Origin of the sequence: Pseudomonas sp. 44 R 15, from assembly GCF_900004965.1 — a bacterium.
Lineage (GTDB): Bacteria > Pseudomonadota > Gammaproteobacteria > Pseudomonadales > Pseudomonadaceae > Aquipseudomonas > Aquipseudomonas orientalis_A.
The window spans coordinates 47,388-67,767 of record NZ_CVTU01000122.1; the positions used below are offsets into that span (position 1 = coordinate 47,388).

Annotated in this window: 20 protein-coding genes; 17 read left to right on the forward strand and 3 right to left on the reverse strand. The window is 60.2% G+C overall.

Going from position 1 to position 20,380, the window contains the following annotated elements; genetic code table 11:
- Window positions 1-129 precede the first annotated feature (129 nt).
- Window positions 130-1,008, reverse strand: coding sequence for a LysR family transcriptional regulator (locus tag BFP93_RS26515; RefSeq protein WP_065895547.1), 879 nt, complete (start codon window positions 1,006-1,008; stop codon window positions 130-132).
- A gap of 158 nt (window positions 1,009-1,166) precedes the next feature.
- Here BFP93_RS26515 and BFP93_RS26520 point away from each other — a divergent pair, with 158 nt between their 5' ends.
- The 8 genes from BFP93_RS26520 (at window position 1,167) to BFP93_RS26555 (ending at window position 9,526) form a co-directional block, all read left to right on the forward strand.
- Window positions 1,167-2,204, forward strand: coding sequence for an amino acid ABC transporter substrate-binding protein (locus tag BFP93_RS26520; protein ID WP_065895548.1), 1,038 nt, complete (start codon window positions 1,167-1,169; stop codon window positions 2,202-2,204).
- A 35-nt stretch (window positions 2,205-2,239) separates the two neighbouring features.
- Complete coding sequence (locus BFP93_RS26525) at window positions 2,240-3,394, forward strand: amino acid ABC transporter permease (protein WP_065895549.1); 1,155 nt, start codon at window positions 2,240-2,242, stop codon at window positions 3,392-3,394.
- A gap of 2 nt (window positions 3,395-3,396) precedes the next feature.
- Window positions 3,397-4,491 (forward strand): amino acid ABC transporter permease, encoded by a 1,095-nt coding sequence (locus BFP93_RS26530; RefSeq protein WP_065895550.1) that lies wholly within the window; start codon window positions 3,397-3,399, stop codon window positions 4,489-4,491.
- Entirely contained in the window at window positions 4,488-5,258 is a 771-nt protein-coding gene (locus BFP93_RS26535; protein WP_065895551.1) for an amino acid ABC transporter ATP-binding protein, read from the forward strand. Before BFP93_RS26530 ends, BFP93_RS26535 begins: the two co-directional genes overlap by 4 nt.
- On the forward strand, window positions 5,255-6,223 hold the full coding sequence (locus BFP93_RS26540; RefSeq protein WP_065895552.1) for an isoaspartyl peptidase/L-asparaginase family protein: 969 nt from the start codon (window positions 5,255-5,257) through the stop codon (window positions 6,221-6,223). Before BFP93_RS26535 ends, BFP93_RS26540 begins: the two co-directional genes overlap by 4 nt.
- A 56-nt stretch (window positions 6,224-6,279) precedes the next feature.
- Complete coding sequence (locus tag BFP93_RS26545) at window positions 6,280-7,383, forward strand: alpha/beta hydrolase (protein ID WP_141688015.1); 1,104 nt, start codon at window positions 6,280-6,282, stop codon at window positions 7,381-7,383.
- Between the two features lie 244 nt (window positions 7,384-7,627).
- Window positions 7,628-8,974: an OprD family outer membrane porin gene (locus tag BFP93_RS26550; RefSeq protein WP_065895554.1), complete on the forward strand. Its 1,347-nt coding sequence runs from the start codon at window positions 7,628-7,630 to the stop codon at window positions 8,972-8,974.
- A gap of 219 nt (window positions 8,975-9,193) precedes the next feature.
- Window positions 9,194-9,526: a hypothetical protein gene (locus tag BFP93_RS26555; RefSeq protein WP_065895555.1), complete on the forward strand. Its 333-nt coding sequence runs from the start codon at window positions 9,194-9,196 to the stop codon at window positions 9,524-9,526.
- Window positions 9,527-9,658: 132 nt separating this feature from the next.
- Here BFP93_RS26555 and BFP93_RS26560 read toward each other — a convergent pair whose 3' ends face one another.
- Window positions 9,659-9,850 (reverse strand): hypothetical protein, encoded by a 192-nt coding sequence (locus tag BFP93_RS26560; RefSeq protein ID WP_065895556.1) that lies wholly within the window; start codon window positions 9,848-9,850, stop codon window positions 9,659-9,661.
- A 161-nt stretch (window positions 9,851-10,011) separates the two neighbouring features.
- Entirely contained in the window at window positions 10,012-11,040 is a 1,029-nt protein-coding gene (locus BFP93_RS26565) for an alpha/beta fold hydrolase (protein WP_065895557.1), read from the reverse strand.
- A 560-nt stretch (window positions 11,041-11,600) separates the two neighbouring features.
- On the opposite strand from BFP93_RS26565, the gene BFP93_RS26570 reads away from it, so the two are divergent.
- From BFP93_RS26570 to BFP93_RS26610, 9 genes are read left to right on the forward strand one after another with little or no spacing between them, the layout of a single operon-like run.
- The gene (locus tag BFP93_RS26570) at window positions 11,601-12,512 is read left to right on the forward strand and encodes a methyl-accepting chemotaxis protein (protein WP_370671238.1); all 912 of its coding nucleotides are present in this window, start codon (window positions 11,601-11,603) and stop codon (window positions 12,510-12,512) included.
- A gap of 9 nt (window positions 12,513-12,521) precedes the next feature.
- Window positions 12,522-12,890, forward strand: a complete 369-nt coding sequence (locus BFP93_RS26575; protein ID WP_010446480.1) for a response regulator — start codon at window positions 12,522-12,524, stop codon at window positions 12,888-12,890.
- A gap of 22 nt (window positions 12,891-12,912) precedes the next feature.
- On the forward strand, window positions 12,913-13,200 hold the full coding sequence (locus BFP93_RS26580; RefSeq protein ID WP_065888283.1) for an STAS domain-containing protein: 288 nt from the start codon (window positions 12,913-12,915) through the stop codon (window positions 13,198-13,200).
- Window positions 13,201-13,242: 42 nt separating this feature from the next.
- A complete protein-coding gene (locus BFP93_RS26585) occupies window positions 13,243-15,282 on the forward strand; it encodes a chemotaxis protein CheA (RefSeq protein WP_065895558.1) in 2,040 nt (679 codons plus the stop codon).
- Between the two features lie 29 nt (window positions 15,283-15,311).
- Complete coding sequence (locus BFP93_RS26590; protein WP_065895559.1) at window positions 15,312-16,970, forward strand: methyl-accepting chemotaxis protein; 1,659 nt, start codon at window positions 15,312-15,314, stop codon at window positions 16,968-16,970.
- A gap of 35 nt (window positions 16,971-17,005) precedes the next feature.
- On the forward strand, window positions 17,006-17,545 hold the full coding sequence (locus BFP93_RS26595) for a chemotaxis protein CheW (protein ID WP_065895560.1): 540 nt from the start codon (window positions 17,006-17,008) through the stop codon (window positions 17,543-17,545).
- 9 nt (window positions 17,546-17,554) lie between these two features.
- Window positions 17,555-18,364, forward strand: coding sequence for a CheR family methyltransferase (locus tag BFP93_RS26600; RefSeq protein WP_065895561.1), 810 nt, complete (start codon window positions 17,555-17,557; stop codon window positions 18,362-18,364).
- Window positions 18,361-18,894 (forward strand): chemoreceptor glutamine deamidase CheD, encoded by a 534-nt coding sequence (gene cheD, locus BFP93_RS26605; protein ID WP_065888288.1) that lies wholly within the window; start codon window positions 18,361-18,363, stop codon window positions 18,892-18,894. Before BFP93_RS26600 ends, cheD begins: the two co-directional genes overlap by 4 nt.
- Window positions 18,857-19,939 carry a protein-glutamate methylesterase/protein-glutamine glutaminase gene (locus tag BFP93_RS26610; protein ID WP_065888289.1) on the forward strand — a complete coding sequence of 361 codons (1,083 nt, stop codon included), beginning with the start codon at window positions 18,857-18,859 and terminating at the stop codon, window positions 19,937-19,939. Before cheD ends, BFP93_RS26610 begins: the two co-directional genes overlap by 38 nt.
- The last annotated feature ends 441 nt before the right edge of the window (window positions 19,940-20,380 follow it).

Genomic DNA, 20,380 nt, shown 5'->3' on the forward strand with positions numbered 1-20,380 from the left:
GAATCGCCGTCCGGCCAAGCCACCTGCCGAACTCCAGCATTAAGGGCGATGATGTCCGCGTAGTTTCAAGCGGGCGCGATCGCCTTTATCGCCAGGATGTTCATGCGCCAACGGAGCTCTTATCCGCAATCAAGCACCCGCCAGACGCGCCCATAACGCTTGCGCCTGCGTGTTGTGATTACCCAGCCAGCGCACCAGTATCACCTCGAGATGATCAGGCTCCATTTGCGGATATAGCCTGACCAGTTCGCCCTGTTCAATCATCCCCGCGACCATGGTGTGGGGCATGCAAGCGACACCGTGGCCATTGGCGACCATGGATTTGAGCGCCTCGGACACCGTCGCTTCGAATACCCGTTGCAGGCGTTCGGGTTGAGGGTGGCGACTGACCTGGGTGCGCGAGAGTTCGTGCAATTGGGCGCTACGGGAATAGGTCAGCCACGGGATCGGACCCTCTGATTGAGTGCAATGCTCGGCCAGTTGGGGTGTGGCCACCCAATAAAGCTCGTCGTGACCCAGCGACAGGGTTTCGAACTCCTCACGCTGGGCGTAAGCCTGCGATTCAGCTTCCCGATAAAACAGGATGAAGTCGCAGCGGCCGGACAGCAAGGCCATGTAGTAATCATCCGTGCTGCGGTAGCTGGTGTCGATGCGGGTAAACACCCGCTCGCCTGGCGGTATCGCGTGGCTGATCCAGTCCGGAAAGAAATTGCAGGCCAGGGTGTGCAGCGATGCGAAGCTCAACGGGCAATCGAGAATTTTCACGCTCTGCTCGCAGTCGCGTGCCAGACGTACCAGTTCCAGGGCGTTCGGCAGCAAAGCCCGGCCGGCGACTGTCAGGCGGATGGGATTCTTGCTGCGGTCGATCAGGACTGCGCCCAGGCGCGCTTCCAGCAATTGGATGCGTCGACTCAAGGCTGACTGCGACGATCTACGCATGCTTGCAGCGGCGGTAAATTTTCCCGTGTCTGCCAATGCGAGGAAATCCTCATACCACTCAATATCCATAGTTATTCCAATAGTCGATAGGCCGAACCGGAAAGTGAATCAATCGGCGCTATCGTTACCTTTCGATGGCTGGTTATTGTATTGATGAACCCAAGCCTGCAAAGACCCTTTGGGTGCATCGTCGATCATAAGAACAACTACCGCTTCGGGGCAATGTTATGCATAAAGTGAATGGTCTGAACGCGTTGCTCAAGACGTGCTCGCTGGCGTTGATGATGTTCGGCGCCTGCACGGCACATGCAGGTGTGCTGGAAAACGTAAAGGCACACGGTAGCCTTCGTTGTGGTGTGGCCAGCGACAAGCCGGGTTTTTCGATCATTGATAACCAGGGCCGATGGACCGGCATGGATGCGGACCTTTGCCGTGGCATTGCGGCCGCCGTGCTGGGCGATGCGAACAAGGTGGAGTTCATCGCCACCACCGGCAAAAACCGTTTCACCGCGCTGGCCTCTGGCGAGATTGACGTGCTGTCGCGTTCCACCTCATGGACGGCGGACCGCGTGGCGAGCCTGGGGGTCGACTTTACGGCGATCTGGTTCTATGACGGGCAAGGCTTCATGACGCATGCCGAGGACAAGATCGGAAAGCTCACCGACCTGGCAGGCGCGACCTTCTGCCTGTCTCCAGGCACGACCTCGGAGCAGAACCTTGCGGACTATTTCGGCAAGCGCGGCCTGACCTTCCGCACGGTGGTCATTGAGAAGAGTCCTGAGCTGTTCGCCGCCTTCCAGAAAGGCCGGTGCAATGCCATCACCAACGATATGTCCGGCCTGGCGGCGCGCCGCGCGTTGTTCAACACGCCTGACGATTACCCGCTGCTGCCCGAGGTCATTTCCAAGGAGCCGTTGGGGGCCTACGTCGCGCAGGGCGACGCCGTGTGGCGCAACATCGTGACCTGGACCGCCTATGCGTTGATCACGGCCGAAGAGCTGGGCGTGGATTCCGACAACGTCGATAAACTGCACGCGGACAAAACCGCGTCAGCCGATGTCGCGCGCTTGCTGGGCACCGATGGCAACATCGGCAAGGCGTTCAGCCTGGACAGCGATTGGGCGTACCGGGCGATCAAACAGGTCGGCAACTACGCGCAGATTTATGACCGTAACCTTGGTCCGCAAACCGGTTTGAACTTCCCCCGTGAAATGAACCGCCTCTGGAAAGACGGCGGGTTGTTGTATGCGCCACCGATCCGCTGAGTGGCCAACTTCAATCAACGAAACGGGATGTAGTCATGCTGACCCAACGTTTTAACCGTGCGCGCCTGCTGAGTGCGCTGCAGCAGGGGCTTGTGCTGTTGCTGGTGGTGCTGGTGTTTTATGGCCTGGCACACAACGCAAGCCTGAACCTCAAAGCCCTGAACATTGCGTCCGGTTTCGGCTTTCTGACTGACCGGGCAGGCTACGACATCAGTTTCCAGCTGATCGACTATGCGCCCTCCGACAGCTACGGGCGGGCGTATCTGGTTGGCCTGCTCAATACCTTGCTGGTGTCAGTCATCAGTATCGTGCTGGCAACGCTGATCGGCGTGCTGCTGGGCGTCGGCCGGGTTTCGGAAAACTGGCTGGTCAACCGCCTGTGCGGGATGAGTATCGAGTTTCTGCGCAACGTGCCGTTGGTGGTGCATCTGATCTGGTGGTACGGATTGATGCTCGCACTGCCCAGTGTGCGCCAGGCTTTCTCGCTGGCAGACGTGTTTTTCCTGAGTAACGCCGGCCTGCAGGTGCCGTGGCCGCAACAGGGCGCAGCCGTCGGCTGGGGCCTGGTATTGATGGGCGTGGGTGCGCTGTCCGCTATCGTCGCCTTCAAATTGCGTGATGCACGTGCCCGCTGGCGTGGGTTTACGCCACGCCGCTGGCCCTGGGTGATGGCGTGCGCGTTAGTGCTGCCCATGCTGGTGTACGTGATCAGCGGTACCGCGTTGCACTGGGACGTGCCGACCCGTCAAGGTTTCGGGTTTGACGGCGGTGCCACGCTGGTGCCGGAGTTGCTGGCGCTGTGGCTGGCGCTTTCTTTCTACAGCGCCAGCTACATCGCTGAAACGGTGCGTGCCGCCATCCAGGCAGTGCACCGAGGCCAGTACGAAGCAGCGAAGGCGCTGGGCTTTGTGCGAGGCACCGCCATGCGTCAGCTGATTGCACCGCAAGCGCTTTACGCCATGGTCCCGCAAATAACCAACACCTACATGAACATCGTCAAGAACTCATCGCTTGGCGTCGTGGTTGGGTTCATGGAGCTGGTGTCGTCGACCGGCGGCACCACCTTGAACCAGACGGGGCAGGCTATCGAATGCATTGTGCTGGTGATGGCGACCTATTGCGTGATCTGCCTGGTGATTTCTCTGGCGATGAACTTTTACAACTATCGCATCAGCAAGCGGGGGCACTGAGCATGAACGAACTGACTCATATCGTCCCGGTGCGTTTGCCACCGCAAGCAACCCTCTCGGTGCGTGCCTGGCGCTGGGTGCGCCAGTCGATGTTCCCCAGTGTTGGCCACTCGTTGCTGACCCTGTTGGTACTGGCTCTGCTGGCATGGTGCATCCCCAAGGCACTCAACTGGCTGGTGCTGGACGCGACGTTCGTCGGCACTACCCGTGACGCCTGCAACCCTCACGCAGCCTGCTGGTTGCCGGTCATCGAGCGCTGGAATCTCTTCGTTTACGGTTTCTACCCGGAGGCGCAGCGTTGGAGAGTCAACCTGGCATTCCTGCTGGCCGTCGGCGCGTTCGTCCTGTTGTTTTTCAAACGTCTGGACCGCCGTGCCTTGCTGGCGTACCTGGTGATGTTGCCGCTGCTGATGTGGTGGCTGCTCAAGGGCGGAGCAGGTCTGCCAGGCGTCTCGTCGACGCAGTTTGCCGGCATGACCGTGACCGTGATGCTGGGCACCATCGGCATGATTTTCGCGCTGCCGCTGGGCATTCTGCTGGCGCTGGGACGGCGCTCGAAGAAGCCGGTCATCCGTCTTCTCTGCGTGCTGTACATCGAGCTGGTGCGCTCGGTGCCGGTGATCAGTCTGTTGTTCATGGCGTCGCTGATGATCCAGCTGTTCCTGCCGCCAGGCGTGGCGTTCGACATTCTGCTGCGGGTGCAGGTGGTGCTGATCCTGTTCACCGCCGCCTACATGGCCGAAACCGTGCGCGGCGGCTTGCAGAGCCTGCCCAAGGGGCAATACGAGGCAGCACAGGCGCTGGGCTTCGGTTACTGGAAAACCATGGGGCACATCATCCTGCCGCAGGTGCTCCGACAAACCATACCGCCGTTGTTGACCCAGTTTATCGGCCTGTTCAAGGAAACCACGCTGGTGATGGTTGTCGGCGTGCTGGACATCGTCGGCATCGCCAGCAGCACAGCGGCGTCGGCTGAATGGGCGGGGCATGACCACGAAATCTACATCTTCCTTGCCCTGTACTTTTTCATTATTTGCTTCGCGTTGTCGCGCTATGCCCGCCATCTCGAAAATAACCTGGAGCATGACCGCTCATGAGCATCGCCAATCACACCGCTAGCGGTCCTATCGTGCGTATCGAAAACCTCAACAAGTGGTACGGACAGACCCACGTGCTGCGCGACATTTCATTGTCGGTGGCGGCCGGCGAGAAGTTGGTGATCTGTGGACCTTCGGGCTCCGGCAAGTCCACCCTTATTCGCTGTATCAACCAGCTCGAGCAGCACCAGCAGGGCACGATCGAAGTGTTGGGCCAGGCACTCGACGGCAAGCGTCTGGAGCAGTTGCGTCGCCAGGTGGGTATGTGTTTCCAGAGCTTCAATCTGTTCCCGCACCTTACGGTGCTGAAGAACTGCACCCTTCCTCAAACGGCCAACCTGGGTGTGCCGGTGGACGAAGCCATTGAGCGCGCCTTGCAGTTGCTGGACAAGGTGAAGATGCGTGATCACGCCAACAAGTATCCCTCGCAGCTGTCCGGCGGCCAGCAGCAACGTATTGCCATCGCGCGAGCGCTGTGCATGCAGCCACGGATCATGCTGTTCGATGAGCCGACCTCCGCACTGGACCCGGAAATGATCGCCGAAGTGCTCGAGGTGATGACCGGCCTGGCCGAAGATGGCATGACCATGATCTGCGTGACCCACGAAATGGGGTTCGCTCGCAAGGTCGCCGACCGTGTGGTGTTCATGGATGGCGGAGAAATCATTGAGCAGGCGCCGCCTTCAGAGTTTTTCCATGCGCCGCAGTCGCCACGCACGCAGCGCTTCCTCAACCAGATTCTGAACCATGGGGCGCAGCCGGCATGACGTCTCCTATCGCAATCGCGTTGCATGGTGGTGCCGGCGTACTGCAAGCGGGCGTTTTGAGCGCCGAAGACGAGAACGCTGTGCACGCCAGTCTGTTGAGTGCGCTCAAGGCCGGACTGAGCATCCTGGAGGAGGGCGGCAGCGCGCTCGACGCTGCCCAGGCCAGCGTGGTGGAGCTTGAGGAATGTCCCTGGTTCAACGCCGGCAGAGGCGCCGTATTCACGGACAAGGGCGATCATGAAATGGACGCCGCGATCATGAGCGGTGACAACCGTGAAGCAGGCGCCGTGGCCGGGATCCATTTTGCGCGCAACCCCATCAAGGCTGCGCGTGCGGTGCTTGAGCACAGCGACCACGTGCTGTTGTCCGGCGTCGGTGCCGACCAGTTTGTTGCCGCCCAGGCGCTGGAGCATGTCGACAATGCATGGTTCGACACCGAACTGCGTCGCAGGCAATGGCAAGCCCAGCGCCTGAACCCGCAAGCGCTCAGCCTGGAACCCGGTGGCATTGAGAAAAAATTCGGCACCGTGGGGGCTGTGGCATTGGACCGCAGCGGCCAGGTGGCCGCGGCGACGTCCACGGGAGGTATTACCAACAAGCGTTACGGACGCATCGGTGATACGCCGCTGATTGGTGCCGGCACCTGGGCCGACAACCGCAGCGCGGCCATTTCCGCCACCGGGCATGGCGAGTTTTTCATTCGATGTGCCGTCGCCCACGACATCGCCGCACGCATGCGTTACACCGGCGCCAGACTGCGCAAGGCATGCGACCAGGTGGTGCTGGGCGAGCTGAAAGCGCTGGGCGGCAATGGCGGCGTGGTTGCCGTGGCCCCTAACGGCGACACCGCGCTGGTGTTCAATACACCCGGCATGTACCGCGCCTGGCGCGATGCCGAGGGCGGGCTGCATACGGCGATCTACGCCGCAGAGGATCGGTTGCACGTTCAAGAGGCAACGACCTGAGCGTTTTGACCAATGTTGATGTTGTGATGAAGACCCCTTCAACCTGGAGCGCAATGATGAAAATAATAAAAACGTTAAAGAACGCCAAAGGTGTTCTGCTGTGTGTCCCCTTGTCCATCGCACTGTACGGATGTCAGCAGTTGCCGCCGAAAACGGTGGTCGCCAACGCTGACGCCGTATTGGATGCACCGGTTAAAAAAGTAGGCAATCAACAACTGCTCGTCCGTGGCCCGAGCGGTGAAGGTTTGATTCCGGTGTTTGCCAGTGGCGATATCAACGCGGTCGCGCCGGACGTCACGAACGTGTTTATCGTCATACATGGCACCCTCAGAAACGCCGATACCTATTTCGCAACGGGTCAACAGATCCTCGCCGGCGCTGGATCGCTGGGTAAAGGGGCAATGATGGTTGCCCCGCAATTTCTGACGGCTGCGGATGTGAAAGCCTTCTCGCTGCCTGCCCGGAGTCTGGCATGGACGCAGGAGGGCTGGAAAGGCGGAGAGCCGGCGGTCGGCCCTGTACCCCTCAGTTCCTTTGCGGCGCTTGACGCGTTGCTCGAGCATTTTGCCGATAAACGTCAGTACCCGGCGCTGTCCAGCGTGGTGTTGATGGGGCACTCGGCCGGCGCGCAGATTCTGCAACGTTATGCCGTGGTGGGACGCGCCGATCCGATATTGGCGCGTGCCCATATCGATCTTCGCTACGTGGTTGCCAATCCATCCAGCTATTTGTACTTCAGTGACGAGCGGCCCGACAGCCAGGCTATCGCCGGTGGTGCGTGCCCGGAAGCGACGAAATGGAAATATCAACTCAAGGATGCTCCGCAATACGTGTCGTCGCAGAATGTGGAAACGCTGGAGTCCGACTATGCCGCGCGCAATGTCGTCTACCTGCTCGGTGAAGCAGACACAGACCCGTACAAGCACTTCATCGATCGTTCATGCGCGGGTATGGCACAGGGGCCTTATCGGCTCGCGCGAGGACGCTCTTATTTCGATTACATGAAAAAACGGCACCCGGCGCACTTGAAACAGAAGGTTGTGATAGTGCCAGGCGTCGGCCACGATAATTTGAAAATGTTTACGTCCAACTGCGGGATGGCCGTATTGTTTGACCAACCGACACCCAAGACCTGTCTGGTCATAACCGGCGCTAAATAACTGGCGCGAACTCAAAGAGTCTTTTGATAGCGCTCTATGAGTCAGCGCGTCAATAAGACAGTCCGTGTTTAGATACTGTTAGTCAACAGGTCAGACAGTCCTGGACGTTTGATTAATATCGGGGTGACCCGTCAGTGAACATCATTGATGGGCTGATCCGCGAACCAACTCAACTATAAAAAATCGCCGCTTATCGCTGCGGTATTAATAAAACACGTCCGTTGACACACTATTTGGGGGCAGTATGAACAAGCAAACTCTGGTGGTGGCCATTGCGCTCGCCAACGTATCTTCGTTCAGCGTATATGCCGGCGAAGCAGCAGGCGCAGGCGACTTTATCTCTGGGTCCAAGGCAAGCATCAGCTCGCGCACTATGTATTTCAATAATGACAACCGCGCCGGTGGTGCGGATCAGAAGGAAGCCGCCCAAGGGCTGCTCTTCAATTATGCGTCGGGTTATACCCAGGGCACGATTGGCCTGGGCGTGGACGCTCAAGTGCTCACGGGGATTCATCTGGATGGGGGCAGGGGGCATCATCCGGATAAAAATACGTTTTCTCCAAGCGACTCGGATGGCTCTGCTGAACAGACCTGGAGTCGCGCGGGCGCCAACGTGAAGGTCAAACTCGCGGATACAACGTTGAAGGTTGGCAATGCGCTAAGTCCTGAACTGCCGATTCTCAATGCCAGCGAAAGTCGTGTGCTGCCGCAGACTTTCCAGGGCGGTATGCTGACGTCCAAAGTATTCAATGATGTAACGCTGAACGTTGGCAAGATCACGGACGCTGTTGGCCGTGCCTCCAGCAATAGTTCCGGACTCTCTGTATCCGGCGCGACAAAGGACTCCAACAGTTTCCAGTTCGCGGGCGCCGACTGGAAAATCACCAGGAACTTGACCGCTCAAGCCTATCACGCTCAACTCAAGGATTTTTACAATCAAACCTTCCTCGGCCTCGTTTATCTGGTGCCGATTGGCAATGATCAAACCTTGAAAACCGACCTGCGTTACTTCGATAGCAACTCCGATGGCAAGAATGGTCAGGCGGGCTATCGCTTCAACAACAATGGTGGTTACGCAAAAGATGCAGGTGAGGTTTCCAACAAGACATGGAGTGCCATGTTTACGTATGCCCTCGGTGGTCACTCCATTATGGTCGGTCATCAGCGCGTGAGTGATGATGGCGGGTTTGTGTGGGTCAATAATGGAAGCATCGCCGACAGCCGTGGGCGTAACGAGGGACAGGGCGGGTCGGATTTCTACCTGTTCACCAACAGCATGATCAATCAGTTCGCCCGTGCCGGGGAAAATACGACATTCGGCCAATACAGCTTCAATTTTGCTTCCGTGGGCATTGCCGGTTTGAAAATGAGCGCCGCCTACTTGCACGGTGATGACATTAAAGACGTGAAAAACGGCAGTGATCATTCTGAATGGGAACGCGACATGCGCGTTGCTTACACCGTGCAGGAAGGACCGCTGAAAAACCTGAGCGCAACGCTGCGACACGGTGTGTATCGAGGTGACGGCTCGGGGGGATCCAATACCGATCAAACCCGCCTTATTTTCGATTACACCTACAACTTCATGTAAGGCCAACCGGAGGAGAAGTTGCGTTCGGTAGCGGGGGGAGGTCGTTAGAACCCGAGGCCTATAACAGCTCTCGGAACCGACTCCCGCTGATTCGCTAAGGTATCGACGAAACGGATGGCCATTTTCGCGCGCCCAGTTGGGTCGAATAGAAAGTTTTCGGGTTCGTCTCTGTAACACCACTGTCTATAACGTGCGTATTTGAAATGGAGTGCTACGGCTATGAAATATTGGCTTTTAATATTGATTGCAGGCGTATTGTCCGTCTCGTCGCTCAACGCTGGAGCGACGCAAATAAAGACGCCTTCGTCATACGCGCAGTCAACGTTCATCGTGTTATGTGATTGTAATACCCATCTGAAGCGCACGCTGATCGAGCATGAAATCAATAAAGCCGGCGGAAAAGTTCTGTTCATGTATGAAGACCTTGGCGGATTTGCCGTCAAAACGTCGAAGTCAGACGATCCTGACCAACTTGAGCGCAGGTTACGTGGCATACGCGGAGTCAAGTCGATAGAGCGTGATGGCGAGGCGGGCGTCAATACAGGAAGCTGAATGCGTCAAACCTCTGTCGTGCTTTATGGTCCGCGTTGGGTCGCTGTCAAGTTGGTGTAGGCGACAGGCTCCCGGTAACGTGTCCAACCCCGCAGATGCTTGATTGTTCATGACAGATACCTGTGTCACCGCCTACCGCTTCGGCTGTTCGGCTCGGCTGGTTTCCTTGATCGCAAAGAACAGACAGCGCAGAGCTTCACGATCCTGTTCTGACAATAAACGGTAGTAGCGGATCAGTCGCTCTTCCTCTCGGCTGAGCTGTTGGGGGCGCAAGGTTGTGCCGAGGGCGGTAAGCAGTGAGGGGAAAAACGAAGTATTCAACATGATCCAGGTTCTTCATGAGATGAATGGAAATGTGGGCTTCTTGCCCTGAACAGCTGAATACATAACGTCTCTTTTGGAAAAGGGCTCGTCATTTTTCGTGACTGTTGGGTTTTTCGGATGGGGCTGTCGGAAGTGTTTGGCGAAGGTGTAGGAGCGATCTTTCAAGACCGGGCGACCAGGTCAAGCTTGCACAACCAGGAGCGTATGGCTTCAACCAGTTCCATCTTGCACTCCACCGGCAACCAATGCCCGCCGGGCAGGCGGGTCACGGTGAGATCTGCGCAGGCCGCTCGCATTGGATCGCCCAGCTGATTACCGTTGATGGTGTTCATCTGATCGTAATCGCCGTTCACAAACAGGACTGGCAATGACAAGCGGCCACCATTGCGCGCCCGGTGGGCATACTCAATGTTGGCATCGTCGTTTAAATACCATGCGCAGGGCGCGCGGAAACCCTGCGCCTGGAAATTGCGCACCAATTCGGCGAAGTCTGCCTGCGGCCAGAGCGCCAGGTCTGGCTGGGTGAGGGGAGCCCGGTGCGCTTGGCCAAATCGCCCGCCTTTGCGGGTGACTTCGGCATTGGCTGCAACCTTGCCGATACTCGCCGGGTCGCCTCGTCGATAAATCGACGCCAGCGATGCGGCTTTATCCGCATCAAGATCAGCGACAGCACACGCAAAGTGCGTGGTGTAGTAGCGGTAATAATCCCATTGGCCGTCCGGATACGTGTCCGCCGGATAGATCGAGCGGTCAACCAGTGGGACGAGCGTCGGCAAGGCGTTAGTGGTGGGGAAGTACGGCACCGAAATCAATACAACACCGCGGCTGCGCTGAGGTTCATGGGCGACCAGTTCACCCGCCACGACGCTGCCCCAGTCGTGGCCCACCCAAATGGCGGGCATGCCACCGAGATGGTCATGAAGCTCTGCCATGTCGGCCACGATGTTTTCAAGGGTGTAGGCACCAGTGAGCGCGGGCGCGGAAGAACGGCCATAACCGCGCATGTCGGGTGCAACGCAGTGCCAGCCTTGTGCAGCGAACGCTTGTATCTGTGCGCGCCAGATCAGGTTGAGTTCCGGCCAACCGTGCAGGAACACCATCAATGGCCCATCGATCGGACCCATCTCTACATAGTGCGTCGTATGGCGGGGGGTAGTGAGAACACGCGAGGTCAGCTTGGAAGTGGACACGGTATCTCCTCATGCTACGTCGGCTGATGAACGCAAAGCGGCCACACTGTAGTGAGCGGCAGGCTTCATGGTTCGTTCCATGTTGCGCGCACACCATATTCCGTTTTTGTTCAGCGCACAGGCGCTCGGACGCCCAGGCCGGTCATCCAATGGTCATAAAACAGACGGAAGGCACATAAGGATTCTAAAGTTGAGAGGGAGTGGGCAGATAACCCCTATGTCGCCTATATCCGCAACACTGTTCAAGGATCGAACTCATGACCCAGCGTCAATCCGTCCGCATTACCCTTCCTGGTCATCCGCGTTTTTGCTGGTTTGCTCTTATCCCGGTAGTGCCTGCCGTGGTGTGGTTGCTGATGCAATCAGCCTCCACGGCCAACCTGGTGGCGTGTGCGGTACTGGTGCTGATTGGTCTCGGTGCCTGTGCCTGGAGCACCGGTTCACAGCGCAAGGCGGTGTTGCGCACGACGTCGCGAGCCCAGGCGGATCAGTCAACGGTGGACGCAGCGCACAACGGCATGGCTTCTCGCGCGCAGCTCGATGAAGTGTTGCTGGGCGCCATGCCGATCTGGGCCAAGCAGGTGGAAAGCTCGCGGCATCAGACTGAAGAAGCGATTGTAAGCCTGGCCAACCGTTTCACCGGGATCGCCACGCGATTGCAGGACACGGTACAGGCATCGCAGCAGGCTGCCGGCGAACTGGACGGGCAGTCCGCCGATGGCGCGCTGGAGGTGCTGGCGCGCAGTGACAGCGAGCTGAGCCAGGTGATCAACTCGCTCAAGGCCACTCAGACCAGCCGTGACCAGACCCTGGCCCAGGTCCGCAGCCTCACCGCCTATACCAAGGAACTGCGCGCCATGGCCGCCGACGTGGCGGCGATTGCCGCGCAGACCAACCTCCTGGCCCTCAACGCAGCCATCGAGGCGGCGCGTGCCGGTGAGGCAGGGCGCGGCTTTGCGGTGGTGGCCGATGCGGTGCGCAGCCTGTCGAACAAATCCAGTGAAACCGGCCAGCAGATGTCGGCCAAGGTCGACATCATCAATAACGCCATCACGCAATTGGTGCAGGCCGCATCCAGCAGTGCCGACCAGGACAGCCACTCGGTGGCCGAGTCGGAAAACAGTATTCAACGCGTGCTCGAGCGCTTCCAGAACATCACCGGGCGCCTGGCCGACTCTGCCGACCTGCTCAAGCAGGAAAGCTACGGCATCCGTGATGAGATGACCGAAGTGCTGGTCAGCCTGCAATTCCAGGACCGGGTCAGCCAGATCCTCAGCCACGTGCGAGACAACATGCAGGCCTTGCATGACCACCTCCTGCAAGCCAGCCAGGCGCCGGATCAGGCGGTGGGCGTCGATGCCCGGCAGTGGCTCGCGCGGATGGAAGCCACCTATGCCACCGACGAGCAACGGCGCCTCCATCACGGAGCGGCGGCCGCGCAGCAGAACTCTCAAGACATCACCTTCTTTTAGGAGCACATCATGGCAAAGAATGTATTAGTGGTCGACGACTCCAGCAGCGTGCGGCAAGTGGTCGGCATCGCCTTGAAAAGCGCCGGCTACGACGTCATCGAGGCCAGCGACGGCAAGGATGCCCTGAGCAAGCTCACCGGGCAGAAAGTGCACTTGATCATCAGCGACGTGAACATGCCCAACATGGACGGCATCACCTTCGTCAAGGAGGTCAAGAAGCTGGCCAATTACAAGTTCACCCCGATCATCATGCTGACCACCGAGTCCCAGGAATCGAAGAAGGCCGAGGGCCAGGCCGCCGGTGCCAAGGCATGGGTGGTCAAGCCGTTCCAGCCGGCGCAGATGTTGGCGGCAGTGTCTAAACTGATCCTGCCTTGATCCCGGCGCCAGGGAGGCTCCCATGCCGATTACCACTGAAACAGTCGACGATACTGCCTGCGTGCGCATCGACGGCGAGCTGACCATCTACACCGTAGCGGAACTGGCGGCTGCGCTGCTGCCCCGGATCGGCGCGACTCCCCGCCTGGAGCTGGATCTGTCGCAGGTCACGGAGATGGATGGCGCCGGTTTGCAGTTGCTCGCAGTGGTCCAGCGTGAGGCGGGCGTTGCCGGTACGGCCTTGAGTGTGACCGGCCAAAGCCAGGCGGTCATGCACGCACTGCAACTGTGCCGTAGCGCAGGCTTGTAGTCGCCACTTCCCATGTTTTTTTGATCGACAAGGACAGTCCAGGTGAGCATCAATCTCGATCAGGCACAGCAGACATTCATCGTTGAGGCACGCGAGCTGTTGCAGGCCATGGAGCAATCCCTGCTGCAATTGGAAAACGAGCCCGGCGACCAGGATGCCATCGGCGCGATTTTCCGCGCCGCACACACCATCAAGGGTTCGGCGGGCCTTTTCGGTCTGGCGTCGATCGTGGGGTTCACGCATATCGTCGAAGACGTGCTTGACCGCCTGCGCGAAGGCAATGTGGCGGTGGACGCCGCGTTGATCGCGCTGCTGCTCAAATGCGGCGACCACATGCTCGAACTGGTCGAAGTGGTCGCCAACCGCGGTGAGGCGCCGACGCCTGCAGCGCTGGAGCGCGGTGAGGTATTGCGCGAGGCACTGAGTGCCTATCAGCCGATGCGAACCGCCGCTGCCGGCGTCGAAACCGCAGAGGTGGCCGACGACGCGACGGTCGACGTGCTCTGGCACCTCTCCCTGCGCTTCGGCGTCGACGTGTTCCGTAACGGCATGGACCCGCTGTCGTTTTTGCGCTACCTCGAGACCCTGGGTCAGGTGCTGCAGGTCACCACCCTGACCGATAGCATCCCGCCCATGGACCGCTGGGACCCGGAAAGCTGCTACCTGGGGTTCGAGATCGACCTGCGTTCGACGGCCAGTCACGCCACCCTCAACGAAGTGTTCGACTTTGTGCGTGACGACTGCGAGGTGCACATCAGTGCGGTCGACGAAGCGCCCGGCAGCACGGCGGTCGCCGCCGGTGACCAGGTCACCCAGGCAGAGCAAGGCCTCATGGCGGCGACACCGCAGCGTTCTGCGCCAGCCAGCGAAGCGAAACCCCGCGACGGCAATTACGTGCGGGTCAACGCCGACAAGCTCGACGAGCTGATCAACCTGGTCGGCGAACTGGTGATCGCCAGTGCCGGCTCAAGCCTGCTGGCCCGCTCCTGTAACAACGACCCTTTGCAAGAGGCGACCTCGACGGTATCGGCGCTGGTGGAAGAAATCCTCGATGGCGCCCTGCACCTGCGCATGATCCCCATTGGTGACACGTTCAACCGTTTTCGCCGTGTAGTGCGCGATATCAGCCAGGAGTTGGGCAAGGACATCGAACTGAGCATCAGCGGTGCGGACACCGAGCTGGACAAGACCGTGGTCGAGAAAATCGGCGACCCGCTGATGCACCTGCTGCGCAACGCCATGGACCACGGTATCGAAAGCGCCGATGCGCGACAGGCGGCCGGCAAGCCGACCAAGGGTCATTTGAGCCTCAATGCCTACCATGACTCCGGAAGCATCGTAATCGAAATCGCCGACGACGGCGCCGGGCTCAACCGCGAACGCATCCTGCAAAAGGCCCAGGAACGCGGGCTGGTGGCCAGCGGCGCGGTGCTGACCGACCAGGAGATCTACAACCTGATCTTCGAAGCGGGTTTCTCCACCGCCGAGGCGGTGACCAACCTGTCCGGGCGGGGCGTCGGCATGGACGTGGTCAAGCGCAATATCACCTTGTTACGCGGCACCGTCGACCTGGACAGCCGCCCCGGCGAGGGCACGGTGGTGCGCATCCGCTTGCCGCTGACCCTGGCGATCATCAATGGGTTTCTGGTCGGCATCGACCAATCCACCTATGTGATTCCCCTGGACATGGTCCAGGAATGTATCGAACTGGATGAGCGCCAGCGCCAGTCCAGCCGCGACGACGGCTATCTGGACCTGCGTGGCGAGGTCTTGCCGCTGGTGGACCTGCGTGAACACTTCAGCCACGAAGGGCCGGCCGCACGGCGCCAGAACGTGGTGGTGGTGCGCTACGCCGAGCACAAGGCCGGGCTGGTGGTGGATGACCTGCTCGGTGAGTTCCAGACCGTGATCAAACCGTTGGGCAAGCTGTTCGGCGCGCTGCGCGGCATCAGCGGCTCGACCATATTGGGCAGCGGCGCGGTGGCCCTGATCCTGGATGTACCGGCACTGCTCAACCAACTCGTACAACTGGAAGCCCGCACGCCCCAGGCGCCTCAATCGCCGCCGGTCGTCGCTCGCTGACGCATAAGCAATTCCATGGAGGTTCCCCGATGAAATGGTTCTACGATCTTAAAATTTCCACCAAGCTGATCAGCTCGTTCCTGGTGGTCCTGGCGCTCACTGCGGCCATGGGTGGCTTCGCCATCCTCCAGCTCGGCGCCGTCAACCAGGCGGCCCAGGACATCAGGGGCAATTGGATGCCTTCCATGCGCGCAGCGGCCGGCATGCGTTTTTTTGCCGCCAACTATCGCTTGAAAGAAAACCGCCACCTTGCGACGGACATCGCCGAGGAAAAGGCCCAGGCCGAACGTGAGGCCGCCGACGCGCGCCAACAGTTCGACACCCGCATGGGCACCTACGAGCAGTTGCTGTCGAACGAGGAAGATCGCCAACTGCTGGCCAGCGTGAAAAGTGCGTGGGACGCGTACCTGGCGAGCAGCAAGCAAGTGCTCGAGTTTTCCCGGCAGAACCAGGAAGTCCAGGCACGTGGTTTGCTCAGGGGAGAGTCCAAGGGGCATTTCGATGAGGTAACCAGCCGCCTGCAGAAAATGATCGAGATCAATGATGCCGGTGCGACGGTTGCGGGTGACAAGGGCTCGGCGCTGTATGAAAACGCACGCCTGTCGATCAGCGCGGTACTGGTCGCGGCCTTGTTGATCGGCCTGGGTCTGGCGGTATTCATCGCCCGGATTATTTCCCGCCCGTTGAGGCAGGCCGCAACCGCCGCCGAACAATTGGCCGAAGGCAACCTCAATGCCCACATCGAGCCGGGTGCCAAGGATGAAACCGGCATGGTGCTCAACGCCATGCGCAACATGGTCGGCAAGCTGGCGCATATCATCGGCGAAGTGCGTAACGCCGCCGACAACCTGGCCAGCGCCTCCGAACAGGTCAGCGCTACGGCGCAATCGATGAGCCAGGCCACCAGTGAACAGGCCGCCAGTGTCGAGGAAACCAGCGCCTCGGTGGAGCAGATGAGCGCCAGCATCAACCAGAACACCGAGAATGCCAAGGTCACCGATGGCATGGCCAGCAAGGCCGCCAAGGAAGCCACCGAAGGCGGCGAATCGGTACAGCAGACCGTGGTGGCGATGAAGAAAATCGCCCAACGCATCAGCATCATCGATGACATCGCCTACCAGACCAATCTGCTCGCCCTCAATGCCGCCATCGAGGCCGCTCGGGCCGGCGAGCACGGCAAGGGCTTCGCCGTGGTGGCCGCCGAAGTGCGCAAGCTGGCCGAGCGCAGCCAGGTCGCGGCCCAGGAAATCGGCGAGCTGTCGTCCAGCAGCGTGGACATGGCTGAGAAGGCCGGCAAGCTGCTTGACGAAATGGTGCCGTCCATCAACAAAACGTCCGACCTTGTGCAGGAAATCAGCGCCGCCTCCGAAGAACAGGCCGCCGGTGTCGGGCAGATCAACACCGCGATGACCCAGCTCAACCAGGTGACCCAGCAAAATGCGTCGAGCAGCGAGGAACTGGCGGCCACGGCCGAAGAAATGAGCAGCCAGGCCGAGCAATTGCAGCAAGCCATGAGCTTCTTCGTGCTCGATTCAACCCCAAAGGCTGCGGTTCAAAGCAGCGGCGTCGACAGCCCCGGCAGCAAGCCCAGCCGTCAGCCGCCGCGCCCGAAACCACAGGCACCGCGCAAGGCCTTCGCCTACAACATGGCCGGCGCACCTGACGAATCGGACTTCACCCGCTTCTGATCCCACGATCGATACGGGCCTACAAGGAGAGTGACATGGGCGCAGTGATGACGACTCGGCATACCGCGGTTGCGGTGGATGAGGACGCGCAATACCTGACCTTCATGCTCGGCGGTGAAATGTTCGCCATCGGCATTCTGGGCATCAAGGAAATTATCGAATACGGCAGCCTGACCGTGGTGCCGATGATGCCGGCGTTCGTGCGCGGGGTGATCAACCTGCGCGGCGCGGTGGTGCCGGTGGTGGACTTGTCGGCGCGCTTCGGGCGGGCCAACTCGGCCATCACCCGGCGCTCCTGCGTGATCATCATCGAGGCGAATACCGACGACGGCCGGCCCCAGGATATCGGGTTGCTGGTCGACACCGTGTCCGCCGTGCAGGAGATCCCCGCCGCGCAGATCGAGCCGCCGCCCAGTTTCGGCGCGCGGATTCGCGCCGATTTCATCGGTGGCATGGCCAAGGTCGACGGCAAGTTCGTGATTGTGCTGGAGGTGGACAAGGTGCTGTCCATCGATGAGATGTCCAGCCTCGCCGAGGACGGCCAGGCGGCGGCCCTCGACCTCGATCCGCGTTGAGTCCCGACCATGCCAGATACCGCCTCCATCGACGATCGTGAATTCGGCCAGTTCCAGAGCTGGCTGTACCGCGCGGCCGGCATCAACCTGTCGCCGGCCAAGAAAGCCCTGGTGGCCGGGCGCCTGTTCAAGCGCCTCAAGCACTACGAGCTGCACAGCTACGGCGAATACTTCAAGCTGATCATGAGTGACCAACGCAAGGGTGAGCTGCAGGTTGCCTTGGATTTGCTGACCACCAACGAAACCTATTTTTTTCGCGAGCCCAAGCACTTCGACTTCCTGCGCCAGCAGGTGCTGCCCGGGGCCGCGCCGGGCAAGGTATTTCGCGTGTGGAGCGCGGCCAGTTCCTCGGGCGAAGAACCCTACAGCCTGGCGATGACCCTGGCCGAGGGCCTGGGCACCACGCCTTGGGAAGTGATCGGCTCGGACATCAGCACCCAGGTGCTGGCCAAGGCGCGCAACGGCCACTACGCCATGGAGCGAGCCGCGACGCTGCCCCAGCCGCTGCTGACCAAGTATTGCCTCAAAGGCATTGGCCGCCAGGAGGGCACCTTCCTGATCGACAAGGCCTTGCGCAACCGCGTCAATTTTGTGCAGGTCAACCTGAACGAAGCGCTGCCGGCCCTGGGCGAGTTCGAGGTGATCTTCCTGCGCAACGTGATGATCTATTTCGACCAGCAGACCAAGAGCCAGGTGGTCGCGCGTCTGTTGCCGCTGCTCAAGCCCGGCGGTTATTTCATCATCAGCCATTCGGAAAGCCTCAACGGTGTCAATGACACCTTGAAGCTGGTGGCGCCGTCGATTTACCGCAAGCCATGAAAAAACCAGTCGGTGTGAGCGAAGTGGTGTTGGCGCCTGGTCAGGTCAGCTTTGCGACACGGCCGACGCGCCTGCGCACCTTGCTCGGTTCCTGCGTGGCGATCACCTTTTGGCACCCGCAACGGCGGATCGGCGGCATGTGTCATTTCATGCTGCCGGGGCGCCTGCGCAACCATCAGCCCCTGGACGGCCGCTATGGCGACGAAGCCATGGAACTGCTGTTGCGCCACGCCCAGGCCAATGGCACGGGGGCACAGGATTACCAGGTCAAGTTGTTCGGCGGCGGCGAGATGTTTCCCGATCATCAGCGCCGCCTGCCGACGCACGACGTGGCCAGCCTGAATATTCGCGCGGCGCTGGCCCTGGCCGAGCGCTATCAATTGCACCTGACGGCCCAGGACATGGGCAGTACCGGTTACCGCACGATCATGTTCGACCTGTGGAACGGCAACGTCTGGGTCCGGCACCAACCTATGGGAACACTTCAACAAGATGCCTACCAAAAAAATCAGTGTGCTGCTGGTCGATGACTCGGCCGTGGTGCGCCAGGTACTGCTGGCGATTCTCGCTGACACGCCGGATATCCATGTGATGGGGGCCGCCTCCGACCCGATTTTCGCCATGGACAAACTCGCCCGGGAATGGCCGGATGTGATCGTGCTGGATGTAGAAATGCCGCGCATGGACGGCATCACCTTTCTCAGGAAAATCATGAGCGAGCGGCCGACACCGGTGGTGATCTGCTCGTCGCTGACCCAAAAAGGCGCGGAAACCTCCCTGCAGGCGCTGGCAGCGGGTGCCGTGGAAATCATTACCAAGCCCACGACCGGCCTGAAGAGTTTTCTGATCGAATCGGCGGCCGAGTTGGTGGCGGCGATCCGTGCCGCGGCTAATGCCAACGTCAGGAACCTGGGAAAGCGCAGCGTCAGCGTGACGCCGTTACCGGCACCGGCCGGCAAGCTCAGTGCGGATGCAATCTTGCCCGCCGCCAATGGCCAGGCCATGGCGCACACCACCGAACGTATTGTCGCCATCGGCACTTCCACCGGTGGCACCCAGGCGCTGGAGGCGGTGCTGACGGCACTGCCGCGGGTGTGCCCGGGCATGGTGATCGTGCAGCACATGCCGGAAAAATTCACCGCCTCGTTTGCCGAGCGTCTCAACAGCGTCTGCGAGATCGAGGTGCGCGAAGCGCGCAACAATGACCGTATCCTGCCCGGGCTGGCCCTGATTGCCCCTGGCGGCAAGCACTTGATGGTCACCCGCAGCGGCGCCTATTACCACGCTCAGGTGATCGACGGGCCGCTGGTCAACCGGCACCGGCCTTCGGTGGATGTGCTGTTTCGTTCGGTGGCCAGGTTCGCTGGCAGGAACGCTACGGGCATCATCATGACCGGTATGGGCGACGACGGCGCGCGCGGGCTCAAGGAGATGCTTGACGCCGGCGCCGCCACGGTGGCCCAGGACGAGGCCAGTTGTGTGGTGTTCGGCATGCCCAAGGAGGCGATCAAGCTCAATGCCGCCCAGCGCATCATGGCGTTGGGGGATATTCATCGGGCGATTTTGCATAAGTGAACGTGAGTTCCAGGCTGCCTTGATCGTCCGTGGCACCCTAGGTGTCTATACAGCTTTGGGCGATGCTGGGGGAGGGAGCAGCCTATGACTATTTACGGATGCTCCGCAATCCAAAGGTGGGAGGGGGCTTGCCCCCGATGGCGGCCTCAGAGCCGACCAGGATTTTGTGTCGATCCCGGCCCAACTGTGGGAGGGGGCTTGCCCCCGATGGTGGCCTCAGAGCCGACCAGAATTTTGTGTCGATCCTGGTCCAACTGTGGGAGGGGGCCCCCGATGGCGGCCTCAGAGCCGATCAGGACTTTGTGTCGATCCTGGCCCAATTGTGGGAGGGGGCTTGCCCCCGATGGCGGCCTCAGGGCCGACCAGGATGTTGGATCAGACCGAGTACATATCCGTTTCTGCGGTAACGGCCACTTAGGGTTCCGCCCTGACGGCGGCTCA

What these genes read in the sequence shown, in the direction of transcription:
- cheD (WP_065888288.1), top strand. Translation starts at nt 18,361, where the DNA reads ATGAAAAAACCAGTCGGTGTGAGCGAAGTGGTGTTGGCGCCTGGTCAG.
- BFP93_RS26525 (WP_065895549.1), top strand. Translation starts at nt 2,240, where the DNA reads ATGCTGACCCAACGTTTTAACCGTGCGCGCCTGCTGAGTGCGCTGCAG.
- BFP93_RS26535 (WP_065895551.1), top strand. Translation starts at nt 4,488, where the DNA reads ATGAGCATCGCCAATCACACCGCTAGCGGTCCTATCGTGCGTATCGAA.
- BFP93_RS26600 (WP_065895561.1), top strand. Translation starts at nt 17,555, where the DNA reads ATGCCAGATACCGCCTCCATCGACGATCGTGAATTCGGCCAGTTCCAG.
- BFP93_RS26550 (WP_065895554.1), top strand. Translation starts at nt 7,628, where the DNA reads ATGAACAAGCAAACTCTGGTGGTGGCCATTGCGCTCGCCAACGTATCT.
- BFP93_RS26570 (WP_370671238.1), top strand. Translation starts at nt 11,601, where the DNA reads ATGCCGATCTGGGCCAAGCAGGTGGAAAGCTCGCGGCATCAGACTGAA.
- BFP93_RS26520 (WP_065895548.1), top strand. Translation starts at nt 1,167, where the DNA reads ATGCATAAAGTGAATGGTCTGAACGCGTTGCTCAAGACGTGCTCGCTG.
- BFP93_RS26545 (WP_141688015.1), top strand. Translation starts at nt 6,280, where the DNA reads ATGAAAATAATAAAAACGTTAAAGAACGCCAAAGGTGTTCTGCTGTGT.
- BFP93_RS26580 (WP_065888283.1), top strand. Translation starts at nt 12,913, where the DNA reads ATGCCGATTACCACTGAAACAGTCGACGATACTGCCTGCGTGCGCATC.
- BFP93_RS26590 (WP_065895559.1), top strand. Translation starts at nt 15,312, where the DNA reads ATGAAATGGTTCTACGATCTTAAAATTTCCACCAAGCTGATCAGCTCG.
- BFP93_RS26555 (WP_065895555.1), top strand. Translation starts at nt 9,194, where the DNA reads ATGAAATATTGGCTTTTAATATTGATTGCAGGCGTATTGTCCGTCTCG.
- BFP93_RS26595 (WP_065895560.1), top strand. Translation starts at nt 17,006, where the DNA reads ATGGGCGCAGTGATGACGACTCGGCATACCGCGGTTGCGGTGGATGAG.
- BFP93_RS26540 (WP_065895552.1), top strand. Translation starts at nt 5,255, where the DNA reads ATGACGTCTCCTATCGCAATCGCGTTGCATGGTGGTGCCGGCGTACTG.
- BFP93_RS26530 (WP_065895550.1), top strand. Translation starts at nt 3,397, where the DNA reads ATGAACGAACTGACTCATATCGTCCCGGTGCGTTTGCCACCGCAAGCA.
- BFP93_RS26610 (WP_065888289.1), top strand. Translation starts at nt 18,857, where the DNA reads ATGCCTACCAAAAAAATCAGTGTGCTGCTGGTCGATGACTCGGCCGTG.
- BFP93_RS26560 (WP_065895556.1), bottom strand. Translation starts at nt 9,850, where the DNA reads ATGTTGAATACTTCGTTTTTCCCCTCACTGCTTACCGCCCTCGGCACA.
- BFP93_RS26515 (WP_065895547.1), bottom strand. Translation starts at nt 1,008, where the DNA reads ATGGATATTGAGTGGTATGAGGATTTCCTCGCATTGGCAGACACGGGA.
- BFP93_RS26575 (WP_010446480.1), top strand. Translation starts at nt 12,522, where the DNA reads ATGGCAAAGAATGTATTAGTGGTCGACGACTCCAGCAGCGTGCGGCAA.